At 62.1% G+C, this 20,459-nt stretch carries 20 protein-coding genes; 6 read left to right on the top strand and 14 right to left on the bottom strand.

The window, feature by feature from the left end:
• Nucleotides 1-27: 27 nt before the first annotated feature.
• Complete coding sequence (locus RHODMAR_RS12060; RefSeq protein ID WP_008714895.1) at nucleotides 28-369, bottom strand: ArsR/SmtB family transcription factor; 342 nt, start codon at nucleotides 367-369, stop codon at nucleotides 28-30.
• A 109-nt stretch (nucleotides 370-478) separates the two neighbouring features.
• Here RHODMAR_RS12060 and RHODMAR_RS12065 point away from each other — a divergent pair, with 109 nt between their 5' ends.
• The 3 genes from RHODMAR_RS12065 to RHODMAR_RS28265 all read left to right on the top strand — a co-directional run bounded on the left by RHODMAR_RS12065 (nucleotide 479) and on the right by RHODMAR_RS28265 (nucleotide 2,213).
• Nucleotides 479-1,168, top strand: coding sequence for a DUF998 domain-containing protein (locus RHODMAR_RS12065; RefSeq protein WP_008714897.1), 690 nt, complete (start codon nucleotides 479-481; stop codon nucleotides 1,166-1,168).
• Nucleotides 1,169-1,282: 114 nt separating this feature from the next.
• Nucleotides 1,283-1,804, top strand: coding sequence for a DUF3558 domain-containing protein (locus tag RHODMAR_RS26995; RefSeq protein ID WP_232433640.1), 522 nt, complete (start codon nucleotides 1,283-1,285; stop codon nucleotides 1,802-1,804).
• A 172-nt stretch (nucleotides 1,805-1,976) separates the two neighbouring features.
• Nucleotides 1,977-2,213: a hypothetical protein gene (locus RHODMAR_RS28265; RefSeq protein ID WP_157226081.1), complete on the top strand. Its 237-nt coding sequence runs from the start codon at nucleotides 1,977-1,979 to the stop codon at nucleotides 2,211-2,213.
• 57 nt (nucleotides 2,214-2,270) lie between these two features.
• On the opposite strand, the gene RHODMAR_RS12080 is transcribed toward RHODMAR_RS28265, so the two are convergent.
• A complete protein-coding gene (locus tag RHODMAR_RS12080; protein WP_008714901.1) occupies nucleotides 2,271-3,641 on the bottom strand; it encodes a dicarboxylate/amino acid:cation symporter in 1,371 nt (456 codons plus the stop codon).
• 317 nt (nucleotides 3,642-3,958) lie between these two features.
• Here RHODMAR_RS12080 and RHODMAR_RS12085 point away from each other — a divergent pair, with 317 nt between their 5' ends.
• On the top strand, nucleotides 3,959-4,636 hold the full coding sequence (locus RHODMAR_RS12085; protein WP_008714902.1) for a SanA/YdcF family protein: 678 nt from the start codon (nucleotides 3,959-3,961) through the stop codon (nucleotides 4,634-4,636).
• 30 nt (nucleotides 4,637-4,666) lie between these two features.
• Here RHODMAR_RS12085 and ehuA read toward each other — a convergent pair whose 3' ends face one another.
• The 4 genes from ehuA to RHODMAR_RS12105 are packed head-to-tail and all read right to left on the bottom strand — an operon-like array spanning nucleotide 4,667 to nucleotide 7,735.
• On the bottom strand, nucleotides 4,667-5,428 hold the full coding sequence (gene ehuA, locus RHODMAR_RS12090; protein WP_008714903.1) for an ectoine/hydroxyectoine ABC transporter ATP-binding protein EhuA: 762 nt from the start codon (nucleotides 5,426-5,428) through the stop codon (nucleotides 4,667-4,669).
• A gap of 19 nt (nucleotides 5,429-5,447) precedes the next feature.
• Nucleotides 5,448-6,092: an ectoine/hydroxyectoine ABC transporter permease subunit EhuD gene (gene ehuD / locus RHODMAR_RS12095; RefSeq protein ID WP_008714905.1), complete on the bottom strand. Its 645-nt coding sequence runs from the start codon at nucleotides 6,090-6,092 to the stop codon at nucleotides 5,448-5,450.
• Nucleotides 6,089-6,820 carry an ectoine/hydroxyectoine ABC transporter permease subunit EhuC gene (gene ehuC / locus RHODMAR_RS12100; protein WP_008714907.1) on the bottom strand — a complete coding sequence of 244 codons (732 nt, stop codon included), beginning with the start codon at nucleotides 6,818-6,820 and terminating at the stop codon, nucleotides 6,089-6,091. Before ehuC ends, ehuD begins: the two co-directional genes overlap by 4 nt.
• 24 nt (nucleotides 6,821-6,844) lie before the next feature.
• The gene (locus RHODMAR_RS12105) at nucleotides 6,845-7,735 is read right to left on the bottom strand and encodes an ectoine/hydroxyectoine ABC transporter substrate-binding protein EhuB (RefSeq protein WP_008714908.1); all 891 of its coding nucleotides are present in this window, start codon (nucleotides 7,733-7,735) and stop codon (nucleotides 6,845-6,847) included.
• A gap of 365 nt (nucleotides 7,736-8,100) precedes the next feature.
• Here RHODMAR_RS12105 and RHODMAR_RS12110 point away from each other — a divergent pair, with 365 nt between their 5' ends.
• Nucleotides 8,101-9,696 (top strand): ABC-F family ATP-binding cassette domain-containing protein, encoded by a 1,596-nt coding sequence (locus RHODMAR_RS12110; protein WP_008714911.1) that lies wholly within the window; start codon nucleotides 8,101-8,103, stop codon nucleotides 9,694-9,696.
• A gap of 15 nt (nucleotides 9,697-9,711) precedes the next feature.
• Here RHODMAR_RS12110 and RHODMAR_RS12115 read toward each other — a convergent pair whose 3' ends face one another.
• The 8 genes from RHODMAR_RS12115 to RHODMAR_RS12150 form a co-directional block, all read right to left on the bottom strand.
• A complete protein-coding gene (locus RHODMAR_RS12115; RefSeq protein WP_042938918.1) occupies nucleotides 9,712-11,328 on the bottom strand; it encodes an AMP-binding protein in 1,617 nt (538 codons plus the stop codon).
• 20 nt (nucleotides 11,329-11,348) lie between these two features.
• Complete coding sequence (locus RHODMAR_RS12120) at nucleotides 11,349-12,650, bottom strand: DUF2786 domain-containing protein (protein WP_008714915.1); 1,302 nt, start codon at nucleotides 12,648-12,650, stop codon at nucleotides 11,349-11,351.
• Nucleotides 12,651-12,739: 89 nt separating this feature from the next.
• On the bottom strand, nucleotides 12,740-13,549 hold the full coding sequence (locus RHODMAR_RS12125; protein WP_008714916.1) for a hypothetical protein: 810 nt from the start codon (nucleotides 13,547-13,549) through the stop codon (nucleotides 12,740-12,742).
• Nucleotides 13,550-13,825: 276 nt separating this feature from the next.
• Complete coding sequence (locus RHODMAR_RS12130; RefSeq protein WP_008714917.1) at nucleotides 13,826-15,424, bottom strand: FAD-dependent oxidoreductase; 1,599 nt, start codon at nucleotides 15,422-15,424, stop codon at nucleotides 13,826-13,828.
• 60 nt (nucleotides 15,425-15,484) lie between these two features.
• Complete coding sequence (locus RHODMAR_RS12135) at nucleotides 15,485-16,504, bottom strand: AurF N-oxygenase family protein (RefSeq protein ID WP_008714918.1); 1,020 nt, start codon at nucleotides 16,502-16,504, stop codon at nucleotides 15,485-15,487.
• 93 nt (nucleotides 16,505-16,597) lie between these two features.
• A complete protein-coding gene (locus RHODMAR_RS12140) occupies nucleotides 16,598-17,899 on the bottom strand; it encodes a T3SS (YopN, CesT) and YbjN peptide-binding chaperone 1 (protein WP_008714919.1) in 1,302 nt (433 codons plus the stop codon).
• A gap of 91 nt (nucleotides 17,900-17,990) precedes the next feature.
• On the bottom strand, nucleotides 17,991-19,184 hold the full coding sequence (locus RHODMAR_RS12145) for a hypothetical protein (protein ID WP_157226082.1): 1,194 nt from the start codon (nucleotides 19,182-19,184) through the stop codon (nucleotides 17,991-17,993).
• Between the two features lie 24 nt (nucleotides 19,185-19,208).
• On the bottom strand, nucleotides 19,209-19,883 hold the full coding sequence (locus tag RHODMAR_RS12150; protein ID WP_008714923.1) for an NUDIX hydrolase: 675 nt from the start codon (nucleotides 19,881-19,883) through the stop codon (nucleotides 19,209-19,211).
• A gap of 61 nt (nucleotides 19,884-19,944) precedes the next feature.
• Here RHODMAR_RS12150 and RHODMAR_RS12155 point away from each other — a divergent pair.
• Nucleotides 19,945-20,459 (top strand): ADP-ribosylglycohydrolase family protein (locus RHODMAR_RS12155; protein WP_008714925.1); only part of this gene is annotated, 515 nt, incomplete at its 3' end.

Here is a 20,459-nt window from a genome sequence, read left to right on the forward strand (position 1 = left end):
CCTGTGTGAGCTGATGAATGGCACGGTTCAGCCTTTCTCGTCTTGGGACAAAAGGTCGTCGATCCGGTCCACGCGATGCCGCCAGATCTCTTCGTACTTGCCGAGCAATGCACGAGCTGTTGCGATCGTGTCCAATCGAACTCGCACGATCTGCTCCCGCCCACGCTTGTGTTTTGTGATCACCGAGGCGCGTTCGAGAACCGCGACATGTTTCTGCACGGCCGCAAAACTCATGGCGTAGTGAGAAGCCAACTCCGATACCGACTGTTCACCGACAGTGACCTTCGCGACGATGTCACGACGCGTCGCGTCTGCGAACGCCTGAAACAATCGATCGACTTCGGAGTCACTCAATTCAGCTACAACCATGTGGTTGTACGTTATTGCAGGATGCTGCTTCGGTCAAGAGTGTGGAGCGATTTTTCAGGCACCATGGAGTAGTGATGGGGACCGACGTCGTCAGGCGGGTGGAGGCAACGTGCAGATTCTAACGGCCCGGACCGGCGCTGCATTGATTGTGTTGGGCGCGCTCACAGTTCTGCTTCTCGATCTCATCACCGCGTGGCAGACGCCCTCGCATTTGCGCCGCACGATCAGTGAATACGGACTCGGCACACAGCAGTGGGTGTTTTCGATCGGGATAGTTCTACTCGCATTCGGCTCGGCACTCACTCTTGCGTCCGCTCTACGTCAAGGCCTCACCGGGCGTGCATCTGTCGCGTCGATCTGCTTGACGCTCTGGGCACTCGGGCTTGTTGCTGTGGTCGCTGTGCCCAAACAGAGTTGGTCGAACGATGCTGCGTCGAGCCTCGGCGGGACGGTCCATCGACTCGCCGCCGCCGTGGCGTTCGTCAGCATCGCGATTGCCCTATTCGCGTTTTCGCGTCCGTGGATTCGAGACGCTGTGTGGGCCGTTCGCGCCCGGGTGACCATGGCCCTCGGCGTCCTATCGGTGGTGACGCTTCTGCCCATCGTCTACGCACTCGCCGTCGGTGCCGCCGGTTCGCGGCCCTGGTATCGCGTCGTCACCCTCGGATATGTGGAGCGAGTGCTCGTCGTCGCCGAAGTGATTGCGTTGATCTCCCTGGCTCTGTGGGTGCTGGCCGCGGAACGACGGAGCCTGGCCTCGGTCGCGACTACCTCGATGCGATCTTCTCAGCACGGCTAGGGAACCGAACTGGCTCGCGTCGCGTCCAACCGTTGAGTGACTCTGTCTCGAGAGGTTGAACGAATGCGGTTGATGGGTGGGCGTGTGCTTGCGGCGGTCTGTGCCTCGGCGCTCATGCTGGCGGGCTGCGCCGCGTCGACGCAGGGGAGCCCCGTCGCAAAAGGGGGTTCCACGGCGCAGGCTACGACTGTGGCGTCGGGGCCGAGGGAGCCGTTCGATCCGTGCACGATCCCCAAGGACGCGGTGACGGCTAGCGGACTCGACGTGAGCACGGAGAGGCCGGACTTCGCGGGACTCACGACATACCCAGGTTGGACGAACTGCACATGGGACGCCACTGGTGCGAGCGCCTGGCACTACCTGTCGGTGCTGTCGTCGATCAACTCGATCGACGATTACTTGCGTAGCCCGCAGAATCAGCGGCAAGTACCAGTACAGGTCGGTTTACGTGATGCCATCCGATACAACTCCGATTATCAAGGTGATCCACCAACCGGCTGCGACATCGTGTTGGACGTCAGCGGGAATTTAATCATTTTTGTGGTGGACACGATCGGCTCGGAAGACACCCTGGGGGATCCCTGCGTCGAGGTTCAGAAGCACGCAGCCGACCTCGAGCGTTACCTACCGAAGTGAGTGAGTGGACGTAATGACTGGCGAATCGTTCGGGCTTGTCGACAACCTCGTTTACTGGCAGACGCTGAGAGAACGGGCCTCTGCAGGCGAACTCCATGTAGAACCAGAGGTTGCTCAGCAGTGTGACAAAGCGTGCGAGAACTACCTGCGCGATTTGTCGAGGATGCTGGAGATGACCGCGAACTTGTCGAAGCCCGAAGCGTTCGGCGACTTGCCATCTGCGCAGATGCTCGGTGCCAAATTTCATCGCCTCGCGGTTGGTGAAGAAGGCTCCGCGCGCTTCGCGATCAAGCACCAGATCGAGATCATCAAGACGATGCGTGAGTTCTTTCGCCACTACTTCGCGAGTGTCGATGCGACGGAGGACGAGACCGCGAGCACTGTCGAAGCGTTGTCACCTCCGAAATAGCCGAATCCCGACGACCCAGCTGCTCGGTCGTCGGGATTCGTCGTTCGAGATATGTTGCTAGCGAGCCAATTCCACTTCGTCCTCGTCGACGAATGGATCGCCGTTTCGTGGAGCGTTGTAGCGCTCGAGGTCGAGGATTCCCTCTCGCTTGGCGACGATGGTCGGCACCAACGCCTGACCGGTCACGTTGACTGCGGTGCGGCCCATGTCGACGATCGGTTCCACCGCGAGCAGCAAGCCCACACCTGCGAGCGGCAACCCCAGTGTCGACAGCGTGAGGGTGAGCATCACCGTCGCACCCGTGGTTCCCGCCGTCGCCGCGGAACCGATCACCGACACCACAACGATCAACAGGTAATCGGTGATGGTCAGATCGATGCCGTAGAACTGGGCGACCAAGATCGCAGCGATCGCGGGATAGATTGCCGCGCAACCATCCATCTTGGTCGTCGCCCCGAGCGGCACCGCGAACGACGCGTACTCCCGCGGCACTCCGAGGTTGCGCTCGGTCACGCGCTCGGTGAGGGGCAGGGTTCCGATCGACGAACGTGACACGAAGCCCAGCTGCGTCGCCGGCCATACTCCCGAATAGAAGTTGCGCACCGAAAGGCCATGGGCCCGAACGATAAGCGGGTACACCACGAAGAACACCACCGCGAGGCCGACGTAGATCGACACCGTGAATACACCGAGCGAACCGATGGCATCCCAGCCGTAGGTCGCTACCGCATTGCCGATGAGCGCGGCGGTACCGATCGGTGCGAGGCGAATGATCCACCACAGCACCTTTTGCACGATGGCCAACAGCGACGCATTGAACTCGAGGAACGGCTCGGCCTTCTTGCCGACCTTGAGTGCAGCGATACCGATCGCGCCCGCAATGACCAGCAATTGCAGGATGTTGAAGCTCAACGACGTTGTTGCGGGGCCGCTCTCGGCGATGGAGGTCTTGGCACCGAGTGCGAGAAAGTTGTTCGGCACCAACCCGGTGAGGAAGGACCACCAGGACCCGACACTGGAGGGATCCTTCGCCGAGTCCACCCCGGCGCTGGTACGGGAGCCCGGCTGAGCGATCAGCCCGATCACGATACCGATGATGACGGCGATGAACGCGGTGATGGCGAACCACCACAGCGTCTGGATGGCGAGGCGGGCAGCATTCGCCACCTCACGCAGGTTGGCGATGGAGCTGACGATCGCCGTGAAGACCAGTGGGATCACCGCGACGGTGAGGAGTTTGACGTAGCTCGAACCGATGGTCGAGAGGGTACCGACCAACCAGTTTTCGTTGCCGTCGGCGGCGTCGGGCATCGAGCGGGCGACGAGCCCGACAACGACACCGAGGATGAGTCCGGCAACGATCTGTGGACCGAATGCGGTTGCCCAGGTAGGGACACGGCGCGTTCGGGTAGCGCTGGGCGCAGACATGGATATGCCTTTCGAAAGGAAGAGGTGTCGTCGAAGGTGGACGACAGGAATGCTCGTCGGCCGATGGGCCGGACGGAGGGGGGTGCGGTCTAAAGAACCGTCAACAGGTAGCGCTGGCTTGCAGACGCAAGTCGACATAGCGTCGAGAGGTCAGCAGCGGATTCACTGATAGGACGGTACTCGCCCGCCGAACTGGGTGGCCGGGCAGGTACTGCTCTGAGGGTTCACTGTGGAATCGGTGTGGGTGCGCGGCGACGGCGCTCGGACCCTGTGTCGGTGAGTTAGTTTGAGGTCCTTGTCACCGACGAAACGAGATCATGAGTACCGAATCGAAGCACCGATCGATGGCCGCACGCCTCATTCGCGTCCTGTGCGCGGTGGTCGCCGCTCTGGTCGCCATCGTTCTGGCATCGGCCGGTTGGGTTGCGTACGCGACGGCGGGGAAGGTCTACGACGTCGACGATGCGCCCGACGCGCCGGTGGCCATCGTCCTCGGTGCGCAGGTGCGTGACGGTAAGCCGATGCGGTTTCTCACGGGACGTCTCGATACTGCGATTGCGTTGATGGCGGCCGGCAAGATCAAAGCGATAATCGTCTCCGGCGACGCTGACGGCAACTCCGGCAACGAAATTCAGGCAATGACCGATTACCTGATCGAGCACGGGATAGATCCCGAGGTGATCATCGGCGACGATCACGGCATCGACACCTACGACACGTGTGCACGAGCGAAAGAGACGTTCGGCGTCGAACGAGGATTGATCATCAGCCAACGCATGCACGTGTCGCGAGCCGTCGCGTTGTGCGACGACATGGATCTCGACATCGACGGTGTCACGGCCGAGTGCGTCGACTGCAACACGCTCGCGGTGGTCCGAAACTACGCGCGGGAGTTGTTGGCGCGCCCGAAAGCCGTACTCGACCTGTGGTCGGGTCGCGACCCGATGGTGGTGTCGCCGCCCGTCGATTCGCTCGAGACCATCACCAATCCGTGAAGGTCGACCCGACTCACCGTCCTAGGTTCGTCACTCTGCAAGAACGGCCTTGAGGAAGCGTTGCGTCCGCTCCTCCTGTGGGTCGCTGAAGATCTGGTCCGGCGGGCCCTCTTCGAGGATCTTGCCCTCGTCGAACACCAGGACGCGGTCCGCTACGTCGCGGGCAAAGCCCATTTCGTGGGTCACGATGAGCATCGTGATGTCGGTGGTCTCGGCGATAGTGCGCAACACGTCGAGCACATCGGCGACCAACTCTGGATCCAGAGCAGAGGTCACCTCGTCCAGCAGCAGGATGTCCGGGTCCATCGCCAATGCTCGGGCGATGGCCACACGCTGCTGCTGACCACCTGACAGCTTGGTCAGGTGCGCATTCTCCTTGTCCGCCAGCCCCACAGTCTTCAGTAGCTCACGGGCGCGCTCGTTCGCCTCGGACTTGCCCTTGCCGAGCACGTGGATCGGCGCTTCGGTGATGTTCTGCAGCACAGTCATGTTGGGAAACAGATTGAACTGTTGGAACACCATGCCGATCCTCGTGCGCACTTTGCGCAGGTGCTTTTCGGAGGCGACGACAAGCTTCTCGCCCTTGCGCTGATGAGTCAGCGGCTCGTCCTCGATCCAGATGACGCCGTCGTTCACCTTCTCGATGGTCATCAACAGACGCAGAATCGTCGTCTTTCCGGAGCCACTGGGCCCGATCAGTGCGACGCGTTCTCCGCGGCGAACCTGGAAATCGAGATGATCGAGGACCACGTGATCGCCGAACTGTTTGACGACTTTCTCGAACTTGATCATCGGTGTGCTCACCGAATCGTCAGTAGGCAAGGGACTTCTCCAGTCTTCTGATGAGAATCGATGTCGGGTAGCTCGCGACCAGGAAGATGATGCCCGCCATCGTGATCGGCTCCAGGTATTGGAAGGTGCGTGCGCCGTATTGCTGCGCAGCGGTGACCATTTCGACGACGGTGATCGCGAACAGGAACGGCGTGTCCTTGAACATCGAAATCGCGTAGTTACCCAGCGCCGGAGTCGTGCTCCGCACTGCCTGTGGAAGAACCACTGCTCGCCACGTTCTACTACTCGGCAGCGAGAGAGCACGTGCAGCTTCCCACTGGCCGGCCGGCACCGCATCGATACCGGCGCGGTAGACCTCGGCCATGTACGTCGAGTAGTGGATACCGAGGACGGTGATACCGATCTGCAGTGCAGAGAACTGCGGCAGCAGGTAGTAGACGAACAACAGCTGAACGATCAACGGCGTCAACCGAATGAACTCGGTGAACATCCGCAGCGGAACGGTGACGAACTTCGGCCCGGTGTGTCTGACGACAGCGATGGCCAGACCGAGAACGGCCGCCAAAACGAAGCCGATGACCGTCGCCAGCAGAGTGATCTTGAAACCTTCGAGCAAGAAGGGGAGTGAATCGAACGCGCGCTCCCAGCTCCAGTTGCCGTTCATCGTCCCACCCCTACGTTCTCGTTGACCTTCTCCGGTCGCAGGCTCAGTACTTCACGCAGCGAGGGCCCGGCACCGAGCCGGCCCTTGGCACGAATCTCGAGCACGTTCATGAGCAGGGTGAGGATGTACGCGATGATGAAGTAGAGCACCAGCCCGATGCCGAACGCGAACAAGGTGTCGCCGGTTCCGCGCCGAAGTTGCTCGATCTGGTACGTGAGGTCCTGTAGCAGAATGAAACTTGCCAGCGCGCTTCCTTTGAGGAGCTGAATCAGCAGGTTCGTCAGCGGCGGAATCATCTGCACCCAGGCCTGGGGGAACACCACCCGATACAGGCGCTGCCAGGACGAGAAGTTCAGTGCCAGTGCTGCTTCCCACTGAGGCTTGGCCACTGCCGAGATGGAACCCCGGACGACCTCGGCACCGTAAGCGCCGTAGTTCAAGCCGAGAGCGAGGATTCCGCAGAACATCGACTCGAGTTGGAATCCGAGCAACGGGAGTACGTAGAACAGCCAGAACAGTTGCACCAATAGCGACGTGCCGCGGAAGAATTCGACCACGAAGCGCGCGGGGGCCCGCACGTACCAGTGTCGGTTGCTGGCGGCCAACCCCAGGATCAGCGCCAACACGAAGGCGAGCACAGCTCCGCCGAGCGTCAGGTAAACAGTGGTGAGGATCCCTTCCTGGATTCGCGGCCACGAATCCAGGAAGGTCCCGATATTGTCGTTCACGAGTTGTCAGTCAGCCGACGTCGTTCAGCCCTCACAGAGCTTCGCGGTGGTCAATTCCGGATCCGGCAGTTCTTCCGCGGTGAACCCGAAGTCGCCCACGATGGACAGGTACTTGTCCGTGTCGGAGGTGATCTTGGCGAGCTCCTCGTTGTACGCGGCGAGGAGTTCCTGGTCGTCGGTGCGGAACACCGTCGCGCCTGCGCCCACCTGCGGGACCCCGTCGATCTCGGCGACGAAGGACTCGGTGACGTCCACTGGAGCCGTCGGGTTGTTGGTCTTCATCCAGTTCAGCGAGATGGCAGTCAACGCGAAGACATCTGCTCGTCCGGAGGTCACGGCGTCCATGCCGTCCTGCGGCGACGCGACCTGAGTGCTTGGGATGCCAAGGGAGTCAGCATAATCCGATTCGATAGCACCGGTCATGGTGGACAGGCGAAGGCCGCTTTCCTTGACCGACTGCATGTCGGTCAACCCTGCGGGGTTACCCGCGGGAACCATCAGGGCCGTCGTGTAGTTGAACTCGGGATCACCGAAGGCTGCTTGCTCGCAGCGCTGCGGAAGAATCGACATTCCGGCGCTCACCACGTCGAAACGGTTTGCCTGCAGCCCGGGTATCAAAGCGCCGAAGTCGGTGTTGACGCCTTCGACTGTGTCGATACCGAGGTTGCCGAAGATCTCCCGGTGCAGTGCAATGGTGGCACCGGTCAATTGGCCGTTGTCCTCGTAGCTGTACGGTGCCTCACCTGCGACGCCGACGGTGATAGTGCCTGCATCCTGCAGTGACTGGAGGTGGTTCGAGTCGTCGGACGAATCGGTGGAGCTGCATGCAGTGAGGCCGGCAGCGACGAGGGCTGCGCCTGCAAGGGAACTGACGATCTTCTTGGTGGAGATAGTGTTCAGCACAGTTTGTGCCATGGGTCGAGGCCTTCCGGTCACTTGTCGTTGGACCGGACCTGCGATGCAGAGGCGGATCAAGTGCCCGCAGCTGAGCTCGCCGGGCCGGTAGACGATCTTTGAATCGTGTTGCTGTTTCTTTTACCGCATTTGAACGTAGCACGGGCAATCACGACTTCGTTGGACAAATGTGCTGTACACAGATCTGCAGTCGGCCGGAACGTCCAGAAAACGCCAGACCAGAGGGCATGAAACAGTAAAGGAAAACGAAACTGTAACGATGGCCCGACGGCCGGCGAATCGAGTCGGCAACACCCCGACGCTAGAGTGAGCCGTCGGGTTCGTCGCCGCGGCGAACCCACCATGTCTGCAGGAGTTGTGAACGCTTGAGCTGGATCCGATTGAACGACGTATCCAAAGGTTACGACCAGAAGGTCATGTTGCGAGAGGTGTTCTTCCGTCTCGCTGACGGTGACCGCATCGGCCTCATCGGACGGAACGGCACCGGAAAGACGACCCTTCTGCAACTCTTGCTCGGGCGAGAGGCTCCCGACACGGGAACAGTCGACGTGACCGAGGGCGCGCGAATCGGGTACTTCTCCCAATTCTCCGAACTCGACGGCAACAGCAGCATTCAGGCGGAGCTCGAATCTCTCTTCGGCGCGGTCCACGAAATCGAGACGGAGTTGGCCGAGGTCGAGTCAGCACTCGGCGGCGATCTCGACGAGAAGCAGATGTACAAGCTCGTCGATCGCCAAGCCGAACTACTCGACGCCATGGAGAACAGTGGCGGGTGGACCTACCATCAGCAGATCGACACAGTGCTGTCCATGCTCGGCTTCAACACCGAGCGGCGCGAACTACCCGTCGATCGACTGTCCGGCGGCTGGCGTAACCGCGCGGCGCTGGCCAAGATTCTCATCGAAGCGCCGGACGTCCTCCTTCTCGACGAGCCGACCAACTTCCTCGACGTTGCCGGGATCGCCTGGCTCGAGCGATGGTTGCGCGACTTCCGCGGTGCACTTCTGGTCGTCTCGCACGACCGCGCATTTCTCGAGCAGGTCGTCACCGGCATCGTCGAGATCGAAAATCACCACCTGCAAACCTATGACGGTAGCTACTCGGAATACGTTCAGCAGAAACAGTTTCGACTCAAGAACCTCGAACGCGAATTCAGCAACGAACAACAGCTGCTGGCCTACGAGCAGGAAGCGATCAGCGACCGCAAGGAAGCAGTGAAGAACCCCAGCGGCGTGCTCAAACGTCGCTTGGCCAACATCAAGAAGAGCAAGAGTCCACGTCCGGTCGACACGGTGGTCACTGCCATCTATGGCGGCCTTCATGTCCACGACAACCTGGCGGAAATCACCGGGATCGCCAAAAGCTATGGTGAGCAACGACTATTCGAGGACATCTCGTTCACCGTGCATCGCGGCGACCGCATCGCCGTCACCGGACCGAACGGCTGTGGAAAGACCACCCTCGTCGACATTCTCGTCGGTGCCGAGCAACCGGACAGTGGCAAGATCAAATGGAAGACCAAGGCCCCGTCCTTCATCTACTACAACCAGGTGCTGGCCGATCTCGACCTCGATGACACCGTGTCGCATTCGGTCAACGCGATGCCGGGCAGTCTCGCTCTGACAGCGACGAAGAAAGAAGTTCATCGCTTCCTGACACTGTTGCAGTTCTCCGAAATGGATCTCAAATCGAAGATCGGAGTTCTGTCCGGAGGACAGAAAGCGCGAGTTGCCCTGGCTCAATGCCTACTGTTCGGTGCGGGTGTCATCGTGCTCGACGAGCCCACCAACCACCTCGACCTACAGAGCACTCAGGTACTGGAACGTGCCTTGATGGCGTTTCCGGGCGCGGTGATCCTGGTGAGCCACGACAGGTTCTTCGTCGAGAAGGTGGCCTTTCGGCAGTTGTCTTTCGACGGCAAGGGCGGTGTCACCGAAATCGCCGGTGTGCAGATGGCGTGACCGTTCAGTTGGATTCTACCCCTTGATCTTCGACTCGGATGAGCCCCACTCGGCGTCGCGTAGCTCCTTCTTCCTTATCTTGCCGGTCGATGTCTTCGGCAACTCGACGATGAACTCGACGGCTCGCGGGGCCTTGTACGACGCGATCGCAGATTTCACGTGCGCCAGGAGATCCGCTTCCGATGCTTGTGCGCCCGGCACCAGGACGACGTAGGCCTTGGGCCGCTCGCCCCACTTGTCGTCCGGTACGCCGATCACTGCGACATCGGCTACTGCGGGATGACTTGCCAGCGCCTGTTCCACCTCGATCGTCGAGATGTTCTCGCCGCCCGAAATGACCACGTCCTTGGCGCGATCGAGTAGCTGTACGTAGCCGTCGGGATGCATCACACCGAGGTCGCCGGAATGGAACCACCCGCCCGCGAATGCCTTTGTGGTGCCGGAGGCGTCGTTGTAGTACCCCTTCATGACGTTGTTGCCGCGCATGACGATCTCGCCCATTTCCACGCCGTCTGGTTCGACATCGATCAGCGCCCCGCCGGTATCGGGCTTGTCCCGCACCACACGTAACCGGTCGGCGGTGAGCATGCCGACCCCTTGCCGAGCCAAACGTCGAGCCTGCTCGTCGGCGTCCAGTTCGAGCCACTCCTGCTTCGCCTCGCACACCGAGTACGGGCCGTAGGTCTCGGTGAGGCCGTAGACATGCACGAGCGTTGCCCCCAAGGCTCGGATCTTGGTGATGATCGTCGGGCTCGGGGGAGCTCCGGCTGTGACGATGGTGAGCGGTCGATCGAGTGAATGTGCCTCTGCTGCAGTGGCAAGCGTGGTCAGTACGGTCGGCGCACCGGCAAGGTGATCGACTCCGTTGTCGATGGCCGTCCAGATGGCATCGCCGCGCACTCCGCGAAGACAGACGTGCGTTCCGGACGCAGCCGTAACCGCCCACGTGGTGCACCACCCGTTGCAGTGGAACATCGGCAGTGTCCACAGGTAGCGGGTGTCGATTCCGAAACCTTGGTGGTGCAGTTCTCCCAGCGAATTGAGGTAGGCACCGCGGTGGGTGTACATCACGCCCTTGGGCCGGCCGGTGGTGCCCGAGGTGTAGTTGATCGTGATGGTCGACGTCTCGTCGTCCACCTCCCACACCATCGGATCGTCCGTGCCGCGTTCGAGGAAAGCGTCGTATCTCGTGGTGTGCGGCAACTTGCCGTATGTACCGTCCACCGAGGGAGTCTCGACGATCTCGGCGACCGAATCTGCGATGGGATCGGTTCCGAGCCCGGCCAACAGTGCCGAATCCCCGACCAGCAGAACCGAACCGGAGTGATCGCAGATGTAGCGAACCTCGGCCGGTGAGAGCCGGGTGTTGATCGCGACCAGAACGGCGCCGGCCAGTGGCACCGCGTAATGCGCGAACAGTAGCTCTGCGGAGTTGGACGCGATGTAGGCCACCCGATCTCCGTGGCCGACACCCGATGCGCGCAGTGCGTTGGCAAGCCGGGTGACGGCGGCGGCGAACTGCTCGTAGGTGAAGGTACGCGGACCATCCTCGACGGCAGTCTTGTGGGGATGGACCTCCGCAGCGCGTTCGAGGAAGCGAAGTGGCGTCATTGGAGTATCCAGACCTGTCATGCCAGTCAATGTAGCGCGCACTACGACGCCAAATCGGATTTGTCGATGCGTTCGCGCCCACCGGTCAGGTCCGCGCGTTCGGCGGCGGCACGGCCGGCGTACGACCCCTCTGCATTGTCGCTACCGAAGGTGATCGTTCTCGTCGACGGGTACCGGGCCGCGAACGCCCGGTCCACGGCGTCCGATCGCTTCGTCATGATCGGCACCAGAGCAGATCCGTGTTGTTGTGTTGCGGCCGCCGTAGCTCGCTTGCGGGCTTCTCTCAGCCGTTCCCCGACGCGATGGGCGTACGCGATCAAGAATGCGTTGCGGTAGCTGCGGGTCCGTGCGGTCGCTGACTCGGCGGCCTCGTCGAGTGCGCGTGCTGATTGGACCAGCAACGAGGTGTAGAGAAGCTCGCACAGATCGAGATCGACGGGAAGGCCGATCACGCTGGCCAGCAGGTACTTCTTCTTCCACAATGTCTTGGCACCGTTGGCTTCGCACACACTGTGCAGCAGAAGCAGTTTGGCTTTCGAGTACGGATTGCTCACCATGATGCGACGAGTGACGACATCGCGTTCCAGGCCGCGTGAGTCGCCCTCATCGAGAAGTGCGCTGTCGATGGCGTACCGCGTCATCAAATCCTGGGCCTTGGTCGAGAGAGCCTCCGCCTCGGCTGGGAACTGCGTCGACTCGGCCTTGGCCAGCAGTCCTCGAATCCTGGTCAGCATTTTCGAGTCCGCGACCCGGGCGGGACTGGCCGGTCTCGTGTGTGAGGTCCATCGAGTCGGAGGGGGTAGGAGTTTCTCGAGTGGCAGCAGCCATGTCGAGCAGCCGAGTACCAGCAGCAGGGTGAACCACGACTGAGCCGACGATCGCCGGTTGTGCGAGCGCCACCGCGCAAGACGATCGGCAGTCGTGCCGCCTGCGGAGTCGACCTGCAGCTCGAACAGCTGATGTCGCCAAGAATCCGGAGCATGGCTGTCGGCCGAGCTTCGCGCCGCGTGTGAGCCGATAGCCTCGGCCATGACCGCTGTGCCGTCGCTTCCAGCGCACTGGCGCGTCACGTGCACCAGCTCGGCCGGCTGCCAACCATTCTCGAAAGCTGTGTCGAGAGCTTCGTCGAGTATTCTGGCCGCCCGGTCGTGCACACTACGAGCCCGTTCGGTGTCGTTCACTGCGGACAGGCGCTCCGCCATCAGCCTGGCCATGTCTTTCCCTGACGGCCCCAGCTGGGCAAAACCGATCCCGCTGTCGAGCAGTTCATTCGGATCTACAACCTCTCGCGCATTCGTAGCGCGCGAGTACTTGAAAAAGCTGTCCAAATCGATACGACTCATCGTCGTCCCCTCCACGTCCCCCGGTGTGGTCCCCGAACTTTTCGGTGAATCGCAGAGTAGGGGAGGGGTCTGACAATCTTTCGAACGTATTAGCGAGGAGCTAGCATCTGGAGCAATTCTTCTACCGACGGCAGGCCTGGAATCACAGGAAGGTCGGTGACGGCACCGGGAGCGGGTGGTGCCGTCAAATCGACGTCCCCGAGTGCGGCCAGCACGTCGTCGGTCTGAGCTCGGCGCGGTCCGTAGGTGTTGGATGCGACGACGAAGTCGTCGCCGATCGAGGCGGACGCCACCACGCTGTATCCGTCGTCCGCCCAGCCCCACTTGCTTCCCGTCACACCGGGCAACCGTTGGGTGCCCCAGTCCTGCACTGTGCCGTCCGCTGCCACCGGCGCAGCGGAATTCATCCAGGCGAGCACCGGGCTGGTGGGATCGGTTCGTTTCTTCGCTGAGAGGAAGCGAACGGTATCGGCGGTGCTGGTGGACGAGTTGCCCCAGAACGAGCCACGCGAGGTCGAGTTCAGCCCGAATTCGGAGGCCGTGGCAGAGATGGCCTGGGGGTACTTGCTGTCGAGCACCGAAGCGACACCGTCGTCGCTGACCTCGATCAACCGTCGAGCGAGGTCGCGATCTCGCGCAGAACCGTCGCCGAAGCGCACGACGTAGTCGGCAATGTACAACTTGACCGTCGACAATCCTGGGCGCGGAGCGTTGTCCTCGGCGCTTCCGACATACGTGCCCGTGGGCAGGTGTTCGTAGGACAGTGCGGTTCGGGCCGGGACATCTGCCATGTCGGCGGGTGTCGGTAAGGCTTGGGCGGGTGCAGCACATAGCAACGCGGCAGCTATACCGATCAGAGGGGCAGCAGTCCTGAAGAACATGCGTCGCAGGGCCGGCATCTCGGTCTCCTCGAGGTGTTGGCCCGCCGCGAATCGGTGGCCTATGAATGTAACTACCCAGATGGTAGACGCTTCAACCTCGCCCTGCCTGGATGCTCGCCCCACCCGGATGCTCGCCCCACCCGGATGCTCGCCCCACCCGGATGAATGCGCCTCTGTTGCACTCTGACCGACTGAAACCCACATTGATCCCGGCTGGGGCTGGGGCTGGGGCTGGGGCTGGGGGCGGGCTGGGGGCGGGGTGGGGCCGGAGGGCGGAGGGCGGGGGACGTTGGATCAGGAACGGCGCAGCGTCGAGAGCATCTCTTTCGAGCGTCGAAGGGGGCCTCGGCTCGACGCGTCCTGCACGGTCTCAGGCGACTCGATCGGATCGGTCAGGCGGCCGGCGTTGAAGTCCTCGACCAGATGTCCGACGGTTTCTTGGGCGCAGGATTTGTTGGTGCCGATGAATCCCGAGGGTCCACGCTTGATCCAGCCGGTGACGTAGGTACCGGTCACCGGCGACCCACCCGCGTCCTGGAGCACGCGGCCGCCGGCGTTGGGGATGATGCCGGCGCGTTCGTCGAAGGGAATCCCGGGTAGCGCAACGCCTCGGTAGCCGATAGACGTCAGGACGAGTCCGGCGTCGATGCAGTCCATCTCGCCGGTCGGAGTGCTGCGCACCACGTCGTCGCTGTCTGCCGACAGACCCATTCGCTCGAACTCGATACCCGTCACGCGATCGGTGCCCAGGATTCTGGTGGGGGAGAGCAAGTAGCGCAGGGTGATGCGTTTGCGGTTGTCGCTGTGCTCGGGCGATTCGTCGACGTGGCGAAGCAGTTGCAGCTTCTGTGCGACTGCATGGGGCAGATCGTTGGTTTCGGCAAGCCGGACCGTTACGGGGTCGAGTGCCAGTTCGCTGCGGTCGATGGCGAGGTCGATATCGGCGACCGTCAGCAACCCGGCGAACTCGGGAACGGTGAATGCGGACTGCGCCACACCTCTGCGGCCGACGACGACTACTTCGCGAACAGCGCTGTTGCGTAGAGTTTCCAAGGCGTGCGGTGCGATATCGGTCTGAGCGAGCGTTTCCGGATTCATCGTCAGGATTCGGGCGACGTCGAGTGCCACGTTGCCGTTGCCGACCACGACGGCGCGTTCGTGCGAGAGGTCGAACGTGCGGTGCGCGTGATCGGGATGGCCGTTGTACCAGGCGACGAAGTCGGTTGCCGAGCTTCGTCCGGGCAATTCGGCTCCGGGAATGCGGAGTTCGCGGTCCGATGACGCCCCGACCGCGTAGATCACCGCGTGGTGGGTGTCCGTCAACTCGTCGTGGGTGATGTCCTTACCGACCTCGACACCGAGATGGTAGGTGAATCCCTTTTGTGCAGAGATGGTTTCGAATAGGCGTGACACCTGACGCGTTTTCTGGTGGTCGGGTGCGACGCCGAGTCGCGCGAGACCGTGTGGTTGCGGGAGCCGGTCGTAGACATCGACGCTGACACCCGGTTGCGTGAGCAGCTCGTCCGCCGCATACATGGCAGACGGGCCGGAACCGACGATCGCGACTCGAAGCGGTTGACGATCCCTCGACACGGAAGCAGCCGGGGTGACCGGGGCCAGGATCGGCCGAGGCGGGCGTTCCTGCTTGTAGAAATCAGCATTGATCGTCAGGAACGGAAGTTGAGCCTCGGTCAGCTTCGCTTGCGGCACAATGGCATCGACCGGGCAGGCCGAGACACACGCGCCGCAGTCGACACACGATTGGGGATCGATGTGCAGCATTTCCGCCGTCAGGAAATCAGGTTCGTCGGGGGTGGGATGGATGCAGTTGACGGGACACGCGAAGACGCATGACGCGTCGCTGCAACATGATTGGGTCACGACGTGGGGCATGATGTTTCCTGACGGCGGGCGCTGCTGTACGGATAACTGGCGCGTGGAGTGTCGAGAGGGCTATGCGGCGAACTGGCTCGAGCTGCGGTCGGGTTCGCTGCGGAAACGCGATGCCTTGCCGTCGATTCCGCAGAATTTCCACATCAGCCGAGCGGCACGATTCATCATGCCGGTCTCGGTGGCCAGCATGCGGACATCGCCGAAGTAATCCTGCAGTGCGTGCTGCGATTCCGCGGTGCCCCAGAACAAGTCTTTCTTGACCTGCTTCGGAATGTCGAACTTCGTCCAGAACTTCTTCGGCGGAATGACGATGACATCGCACAGGATTCGCATCGTGATCGGGAAAGCGAGGGAGAGCAGGAAGCGTCCGGCCTTGGACATCTTCGGGACGCGGCGACGCAGTAGCTGGTGTGCGAAAGAGATGTGGCGAGCTTCTTCGGCAACGTGAATTGCCATGACGCTCTGCATGATCGGATGAATGTCTTCACCGGATCGCAACACTGACTTCTGAATGTGGTCGATGGGCTCCTCGCCCGCGAGAACGCCGACGAAGAACAATTCGGGCAGCAGCGTTGCGAACAGCGGAATGAACGGTGACAGCAGCTTCATCGGCCGACTCATGCCGGGTGCATCGGAACCGACGCGGTTGACCATCTCCTGGAACATCAGGGTGTGGTTGCACTCTTCGATGGATTCGTGGGTGCAGTAGCGCGCCTCGGCGGAGCCGTTGGGCAGCGAGAAGACGTACTGCATCATGCCGCGAATCAGGATGTTCTCGAACTGCAGGCCGACCTTGGCAACATTTGCCTGACGCCACATTCCGATTTCGATCTGCTTGTCGAGCGGAAGCGCTCGGTACCAGTCGTGGCCACCGATGGGATCGGTCTTCGCGGGGAGCACCCAGCGTGGATCGTTCGCAGGCACAGCGAATTTCTCGGACTCCCAGTCGATGTCGACGTAGGGCTCGAAGTGCTTGTGCACCGACCCCTCGGACAGCAAGGTGAGTGTCTCGATGTACTGCTGCTCGTCGGTGGTGTCGGTGTCAACCGAAACGGACGGAATGCCTGTCGTCAGTGTCATGGCTTCTCCAAACGTGGTGCGAACATGGAGTTAATGTAACCCCAGTTAACACGAAAGGGAAGCCAGTCCGAAAAGTCTGGTTCGCTGTGGCCTCTACTTATCGTCCGAAATGTCGTCGGATACTTCGGCCACTTCGTCGGTCTCGAACAGCTGCAGCTGGATCGCCGAGGGGTCGACCACCGGCGTGACCTGCTCAGGAGTGCTACGGAGTACCTCGCGTAGAGCGGCCACGGTCCGGCTCCACTTGGCGGCTTCTCGATCCGCATCGTCGACATCGCAGTGCTCGTCGCCCAGATCTGCGGCAACCGCCATTGCACGCCACAACGCTTCCTGTTCTGCGCTGATGCGCAGATAGGAGACGACGACATCGCGGTCGGACGAGCAGCGCGCGAGAACGGCCTTGAGGTCGAGGGGCGCGTCCGACTCGGCGGCCAGTTCGACCAATTCGAGCAGGCCGTCCGGGAAATCGGCCGCGGTCACGGTCGGCGGCGCCGGCTCTCCGAGCATGCCGCCGAAGTCCTCGGCGAACTTCTCGTCGACCTGCTCCCACACGTGACTGAGCATGCGCACCGCCCACAGCAGGTGATCGGCGACGAAGGGTGAGCCGCTGACCCGCACCTGAGCGACGATGCAGTCCTGGACCAGGTGCAACATCACATCGGGCAGCTGCAGATTGAGGTCGACCAGCAACTCGGCCGCGCGAGTGCGACCGGACACGGCATGCACCAGGGTCGAATTGATCTCGACGACCGGTTCGGTGGGCTTGACCGATACGTACGCGGTGCCGCCCACGAATCGCAGGGGAATGTCGCCGTCGGGGTCGTGATCCGGCGGGAAACCGAACCACGGTTCGAGAGCGTGATCGACCAGCTGCTGCAAGTGCTCTCTGCCCTTGGGCTGCACGCAGAGGGGGACAACGGTGCTGTCGGGCTCGGTAGCAGAGACGTCGAAGCTGGGCACGTCGTAACGCCCGGTGGCGCGTGAGCTCAGGAAAGACGGGTGGGGCAGTCCCCAGATGTCGCGAAAGACCGAGACGGTTTTCTTCGCGAGATCATCGGACCACGATCGATTGCGGTCCACGTGTGGTGCCGTTGGCTCGGAATTCAGCGATATACGAAATCCCAGTGCGCTCAAAGCTTGTCGCTGCTCTTCGGTGATGGAGCGGCTGCTGTGCAGGTGCTCGTTCGCGGGGATCTCGCACCGAACCATATCGAGATCCCAGGCGTAGAACTGCACACAGGCGGCGGTGTCGGGTACGCCGTCGGTGGTGTCGTAGCGCGACTCGATCACCAGCGCGTCACCGTCACGCATGGCGCTGACGTAGTCGCCGAGCGTGCGCTGGAACTGCATCCAGGCGGCGTCGACGTCGAAGTCGAACTCGAGTGAATCGCTCATGTCGGCTCCTTACCCAGATCGCGCTGATGTAACGCGCTCCCGGTCACGCTAGCGGCGACCACCGACACGGTCTCGGCGCTCGCGGTTGCGGTCACGTCGTCGCCGAATCCTCGACCGCGGGGCTCAGCGGGTCATCGAGCGATTCGTCATCGATCGCACCGAAGGGCTGCGCCTCGGCCACACCGTCCAGCACCGCCGGACGCAATGCGTGCGGAACGGCCAGTACCTCCTCGATCCTGACCAGGATGCCCTGCTCGATGAGAGATCGAACCCGGTGATCGATCAACTGCGCCGTACGCAGATCCTCGCCCTCGAGTTCCGCGTAGTCCTCGCCCTCGTTGTTGACCGGTAGCTCGTCGGTCATCGCGGCGAGCAACGTCTGCACCGCGAATGTGTTGGCGAGAGACCGCGAGACATCGGGATCGTCGGCATCCCCTGACAGCTGCACACGCACGTGCTCGGCGACCAGTTCGTGCACGGTTTCGGCCCCGCGGCCGGCCAACGAATGGGCGTTGTCGCCGGGCTTTGCGGTGTCTCCGTCGATTCGAATCAGTTCCGTTGCGATGGCCGTCGACCAGTAGTCGACCGAGGCGATGTCCGCGCCCAGCTGGGCGGGATCGAACGGAGCCGAGCTGACGGCGCGCTGCAGATGAGCATCGTTCGGCACGGCCAAACCATCGGCCACCCGAGCGACGATGTCGTCGAGTGCGGGCAACAGCGGCAGCGCCGAAATCGCTGCCAGCTCCTGAGCGAGAGAGACGGCGGGCAGATCGATGTCGTCGGCGTCGAGCATGTCGGGCTCGTCGCCTTCGAGGAAGTCCGACAGGTCGTCCATGCAATGGGCGTAGTCCTCGGGAGTGCCGTCCCAGAGATCGGTCTCGTCCAGGAAGGTCAGATACTGAAGTGAGGTGAGCACGAGATTGACTGCGGTGTCCTCGGCAGTCTCGGACTCCTCCTGCAGGATGCGTTCTGCGGCGTCCACCAATAGATGTGCATCGGCGGGCATCCAGGCGCTGGGGGAGAAGCCGGGCCGGGCACCGGAGAGTTGAGTCAGTGTCGAGGAGACGAGCCGCGAGATCGCTTCGGACTGCTCCGACATGTCGCTCTCGTTCAGCCACTCGACGAACCCGTCGATCAGATCGGCGATGCGCTCGGTGTCGACACCGGACGGGGCCGGTCGGGATTGTTGGTGACGCCGTTGCCGGGCCTTGGTCTTTTCTGCACGTTTCTGTCCGCGGTTGGCAGGCCGCTTCGATCCCATGGCTGCCAGCTTATCTGCTGGCATGTCCGCTTTCGTATGTCCATGCCTTCAGCCGAGCAGGAAGGAACCGGCGGCCGGAGGAAGGGTCGGATCGGGTGCGCGTCGATACAGCTCGGCGGGTCGGCCGCCGCCTGCAGTCGACGTGGTTCCGGTTCCCTCCAGGGAATCGATTACATGGCGCCGGAACGTGTCTTTCGAGAGCGGGCGATCGAACACGATCTCGTACAGCTCTCGCAGCTCCAGGAGAGTGAATTCTTCTTCCGTCAACCGTGCCGGGTCTACCTCGTGCGCGTAGCGATGGCGCAGGTCGAGAACTGCTTCGGTCACCATGTGGTCGTGGTCGAAGGCCAGCGTCGACACCGGCCTCGCTCGATCGATGAGCATGGATTCGGTTGTTGCGGTGAGTGATCGGGCCGAGACAGCTGCACTGTGTGCCATCGACAGCACCCATCCGCGGTCATCGCGGTCCGGGGCGTCGAACATCTTCAGCTGATGAAACGTGAGATCGTCGATGCCCGCTTTGATTCGCAACGCGCGCTCGGCTGCATCGGCGAGATTTTCGGCGGGTCGTAAAAACGTACCCGGAAGCGCACGGCCACGCTCCGATGGCACCACCACGACGTGCAATCGCCGTTCGCGGACGGTCAATACTGCAACGTCGACTGCCACCGATGGGCGTGGGTAGTCGGTCAGAGCGTTGCCTTCGCGGTCTCGCCATGTCATGTCTTGCATCTTAGCGTGAATCTGATCTATTGTTAGCGCAACATCGATCAAAGGGGTGGATATGTACTTGACGGACATTCAGCACGATCGAGCGCGAGGCGTTCTGCTCGGAACCGCCGCGGGCGACGCGTTGGGAGCGGGCTACGAGTTCGGATACCCCGCGCCCGAGACCGCTATCGCCATGATCGGCGGCGGTACATTCGATTGGGCTCCAGGAGAATGGACCGACGACACCTCGATGGCGCTGTGTGTCGCGCGTGCCCTCGAGACCGGCGGAGACGTCGATGACATCGCCGAGAACTTTCGTACATGGTTTGCGCAGAACCCTCCCGACGTCGGCAACCAGACTCGCGCTGTGCTCTCACAGATCACGCGCAGCGGTGCGGAGATGACCGCGGCGGCAGCATCCTTGCCGGGCAGAACGGGCGGCAACGGATCGCTCATGCGGACCGCGCCGGTCGCCCTGGCCTACCTCGACGATCCCGTTGGATGTGGAGCCGCTGCGGCGCGGATCAGCGCTCTCACCCACTCGGACCCGCGCGCCGGTGAAGCGTGTCAATTATGGAGTCACGCAAT

The organism is Rhodococcus sp. AW25M09 (genome assembly GCF_000333955.1).
Classification (GTDB): Bacteria; Actinomycetota; Actinomycetes; order Mycobacteriales; family Mycobacteriaceae; genus Rhodococcoides.

What these genes read in the sequence shown, in the direction of transcription:
- RHODMAR_RS12150 (WP_008714923.1), bottom strand. Translation starts at nt 19,883, where the DNA reads ATGACATGGCGAGACCGCGAAGGCAACGCTCTGACCGACTACCCACGC.
- RHODMAR_RS28265 (WP_157226081.1), top strand. Translation starts at nt 1,977, where the DNA reads ATGACCGCGAACTTGTCGAAGCCCGAAGCGTTCGGCGACTTGCCATCT.
- RHODMAR_RS12115 (WP_042938918.1), bottom strand. Translation starts at nt 11,328, where the DNA reads ATGACAGGTCTGGATACTCCAATGACGCCACTTCGCTTCCTCGAACGC.
- RHODMAR_RS12060 (WP_008714895.1), bottom strand. Translation starts at nt 369, where the DNA reads ATGGTTGTAGCTGAATTGAGTGACTCCGAAGTCGATCGATTGTTTCAG.
- RHODMAR_RS12125 (WP_008714916.1), bottom strand. Translation starts at nt 13,549, where the DNA reads ATGCCGGCCCTGCGACGCATGTTCTTCAGGACTGCTGCCCCTCTGATC.
- RHODMAR_RS12135 (WP_008714918.1), bottom strand. Translation starts at nt 16,504, where the DNA reads ATGACACTGACGACAGGCATTCCGTCCGTTTCGGTTGACACCGACACC.
- ehuA (WP_008714903.1), bottom strand. Translation starts at nt 5,428, where the DNA reads ATGATCAAGTTCGAGAAAGTCGTCAAACAGTTCGGCGATCACGTGGTC.
- RHODMAR_RS12120 (WP_008714915.1), bottom strand. Translation starts at nt 12,650, where the DNA reads ATGAGTCGTATCGATTTGGACAGCTTTTTCAAGTACTCGCGCGCTACG.
- RHODMAR_RS12085 (WP_008714902.1), top strand. Translation starts at nt 3,959, where the DNA reads ATGAGTACCGAATCGAAGCACCGATCGATGGCCGCACGCCTCATTCGC.
- RHODMAR_RS26995 (WP_232433640.1), top strand. Translation starts at nt 1,283, where the DNA reads ATGCTGGCGGGCTGCGCCGCGTCGACGCAGGGGAGCCCCGTCGCAAAA.
- RHODMAR_RS12130 (WP_008714917.1), bottom strand. Translation starts at nt 15,424, where the DNA reads ATGCCCCACGTCGTGACCCAATCATGTTGCAGCGACGCGTCATGCGTC.
- RHODMAR_RS12080 (WP_008714901.1), bottom strand. Translation starts at nt 3,641, where the DNA reads ATGTCTGCGCCCAGCGCTACCCGAACGCGCCGTGTCCCTACCTGGGCA.
- ehuD (WP_008714905.1), bottom strand. Translation starts at nt 6,092, where the DNA reads ATGAACGGCAACTGGAGCTGGGAGCGCGCGTTCGATTCACTCCCCTTC.
- RHODMAR_RS12140 (WP_008714919.1), bottom strand. Translation starts at nt 17,899, where the DNA reads ATGAGCGATTCACTCGAGTTCGACTTCGACGTCGACGCCGCCTGGATG.
- RHODMAR_RS12105 (WP_008714908.1), bottom strand. Translation starts at nt 7,735, where the DNA reads ATGGCACAAACTGTGCTGAACACTATCTCCACCAAGAAGATCGTCAGT.
- RHODMAR_RS12145 (WP_157226082.1), bottom strand. Translation starts at nt 19,184, where the DNA reads ATGCCAGCAGATAAGCTGGCAGCCATGGGATCGAAGCGGCCTGCCAAC.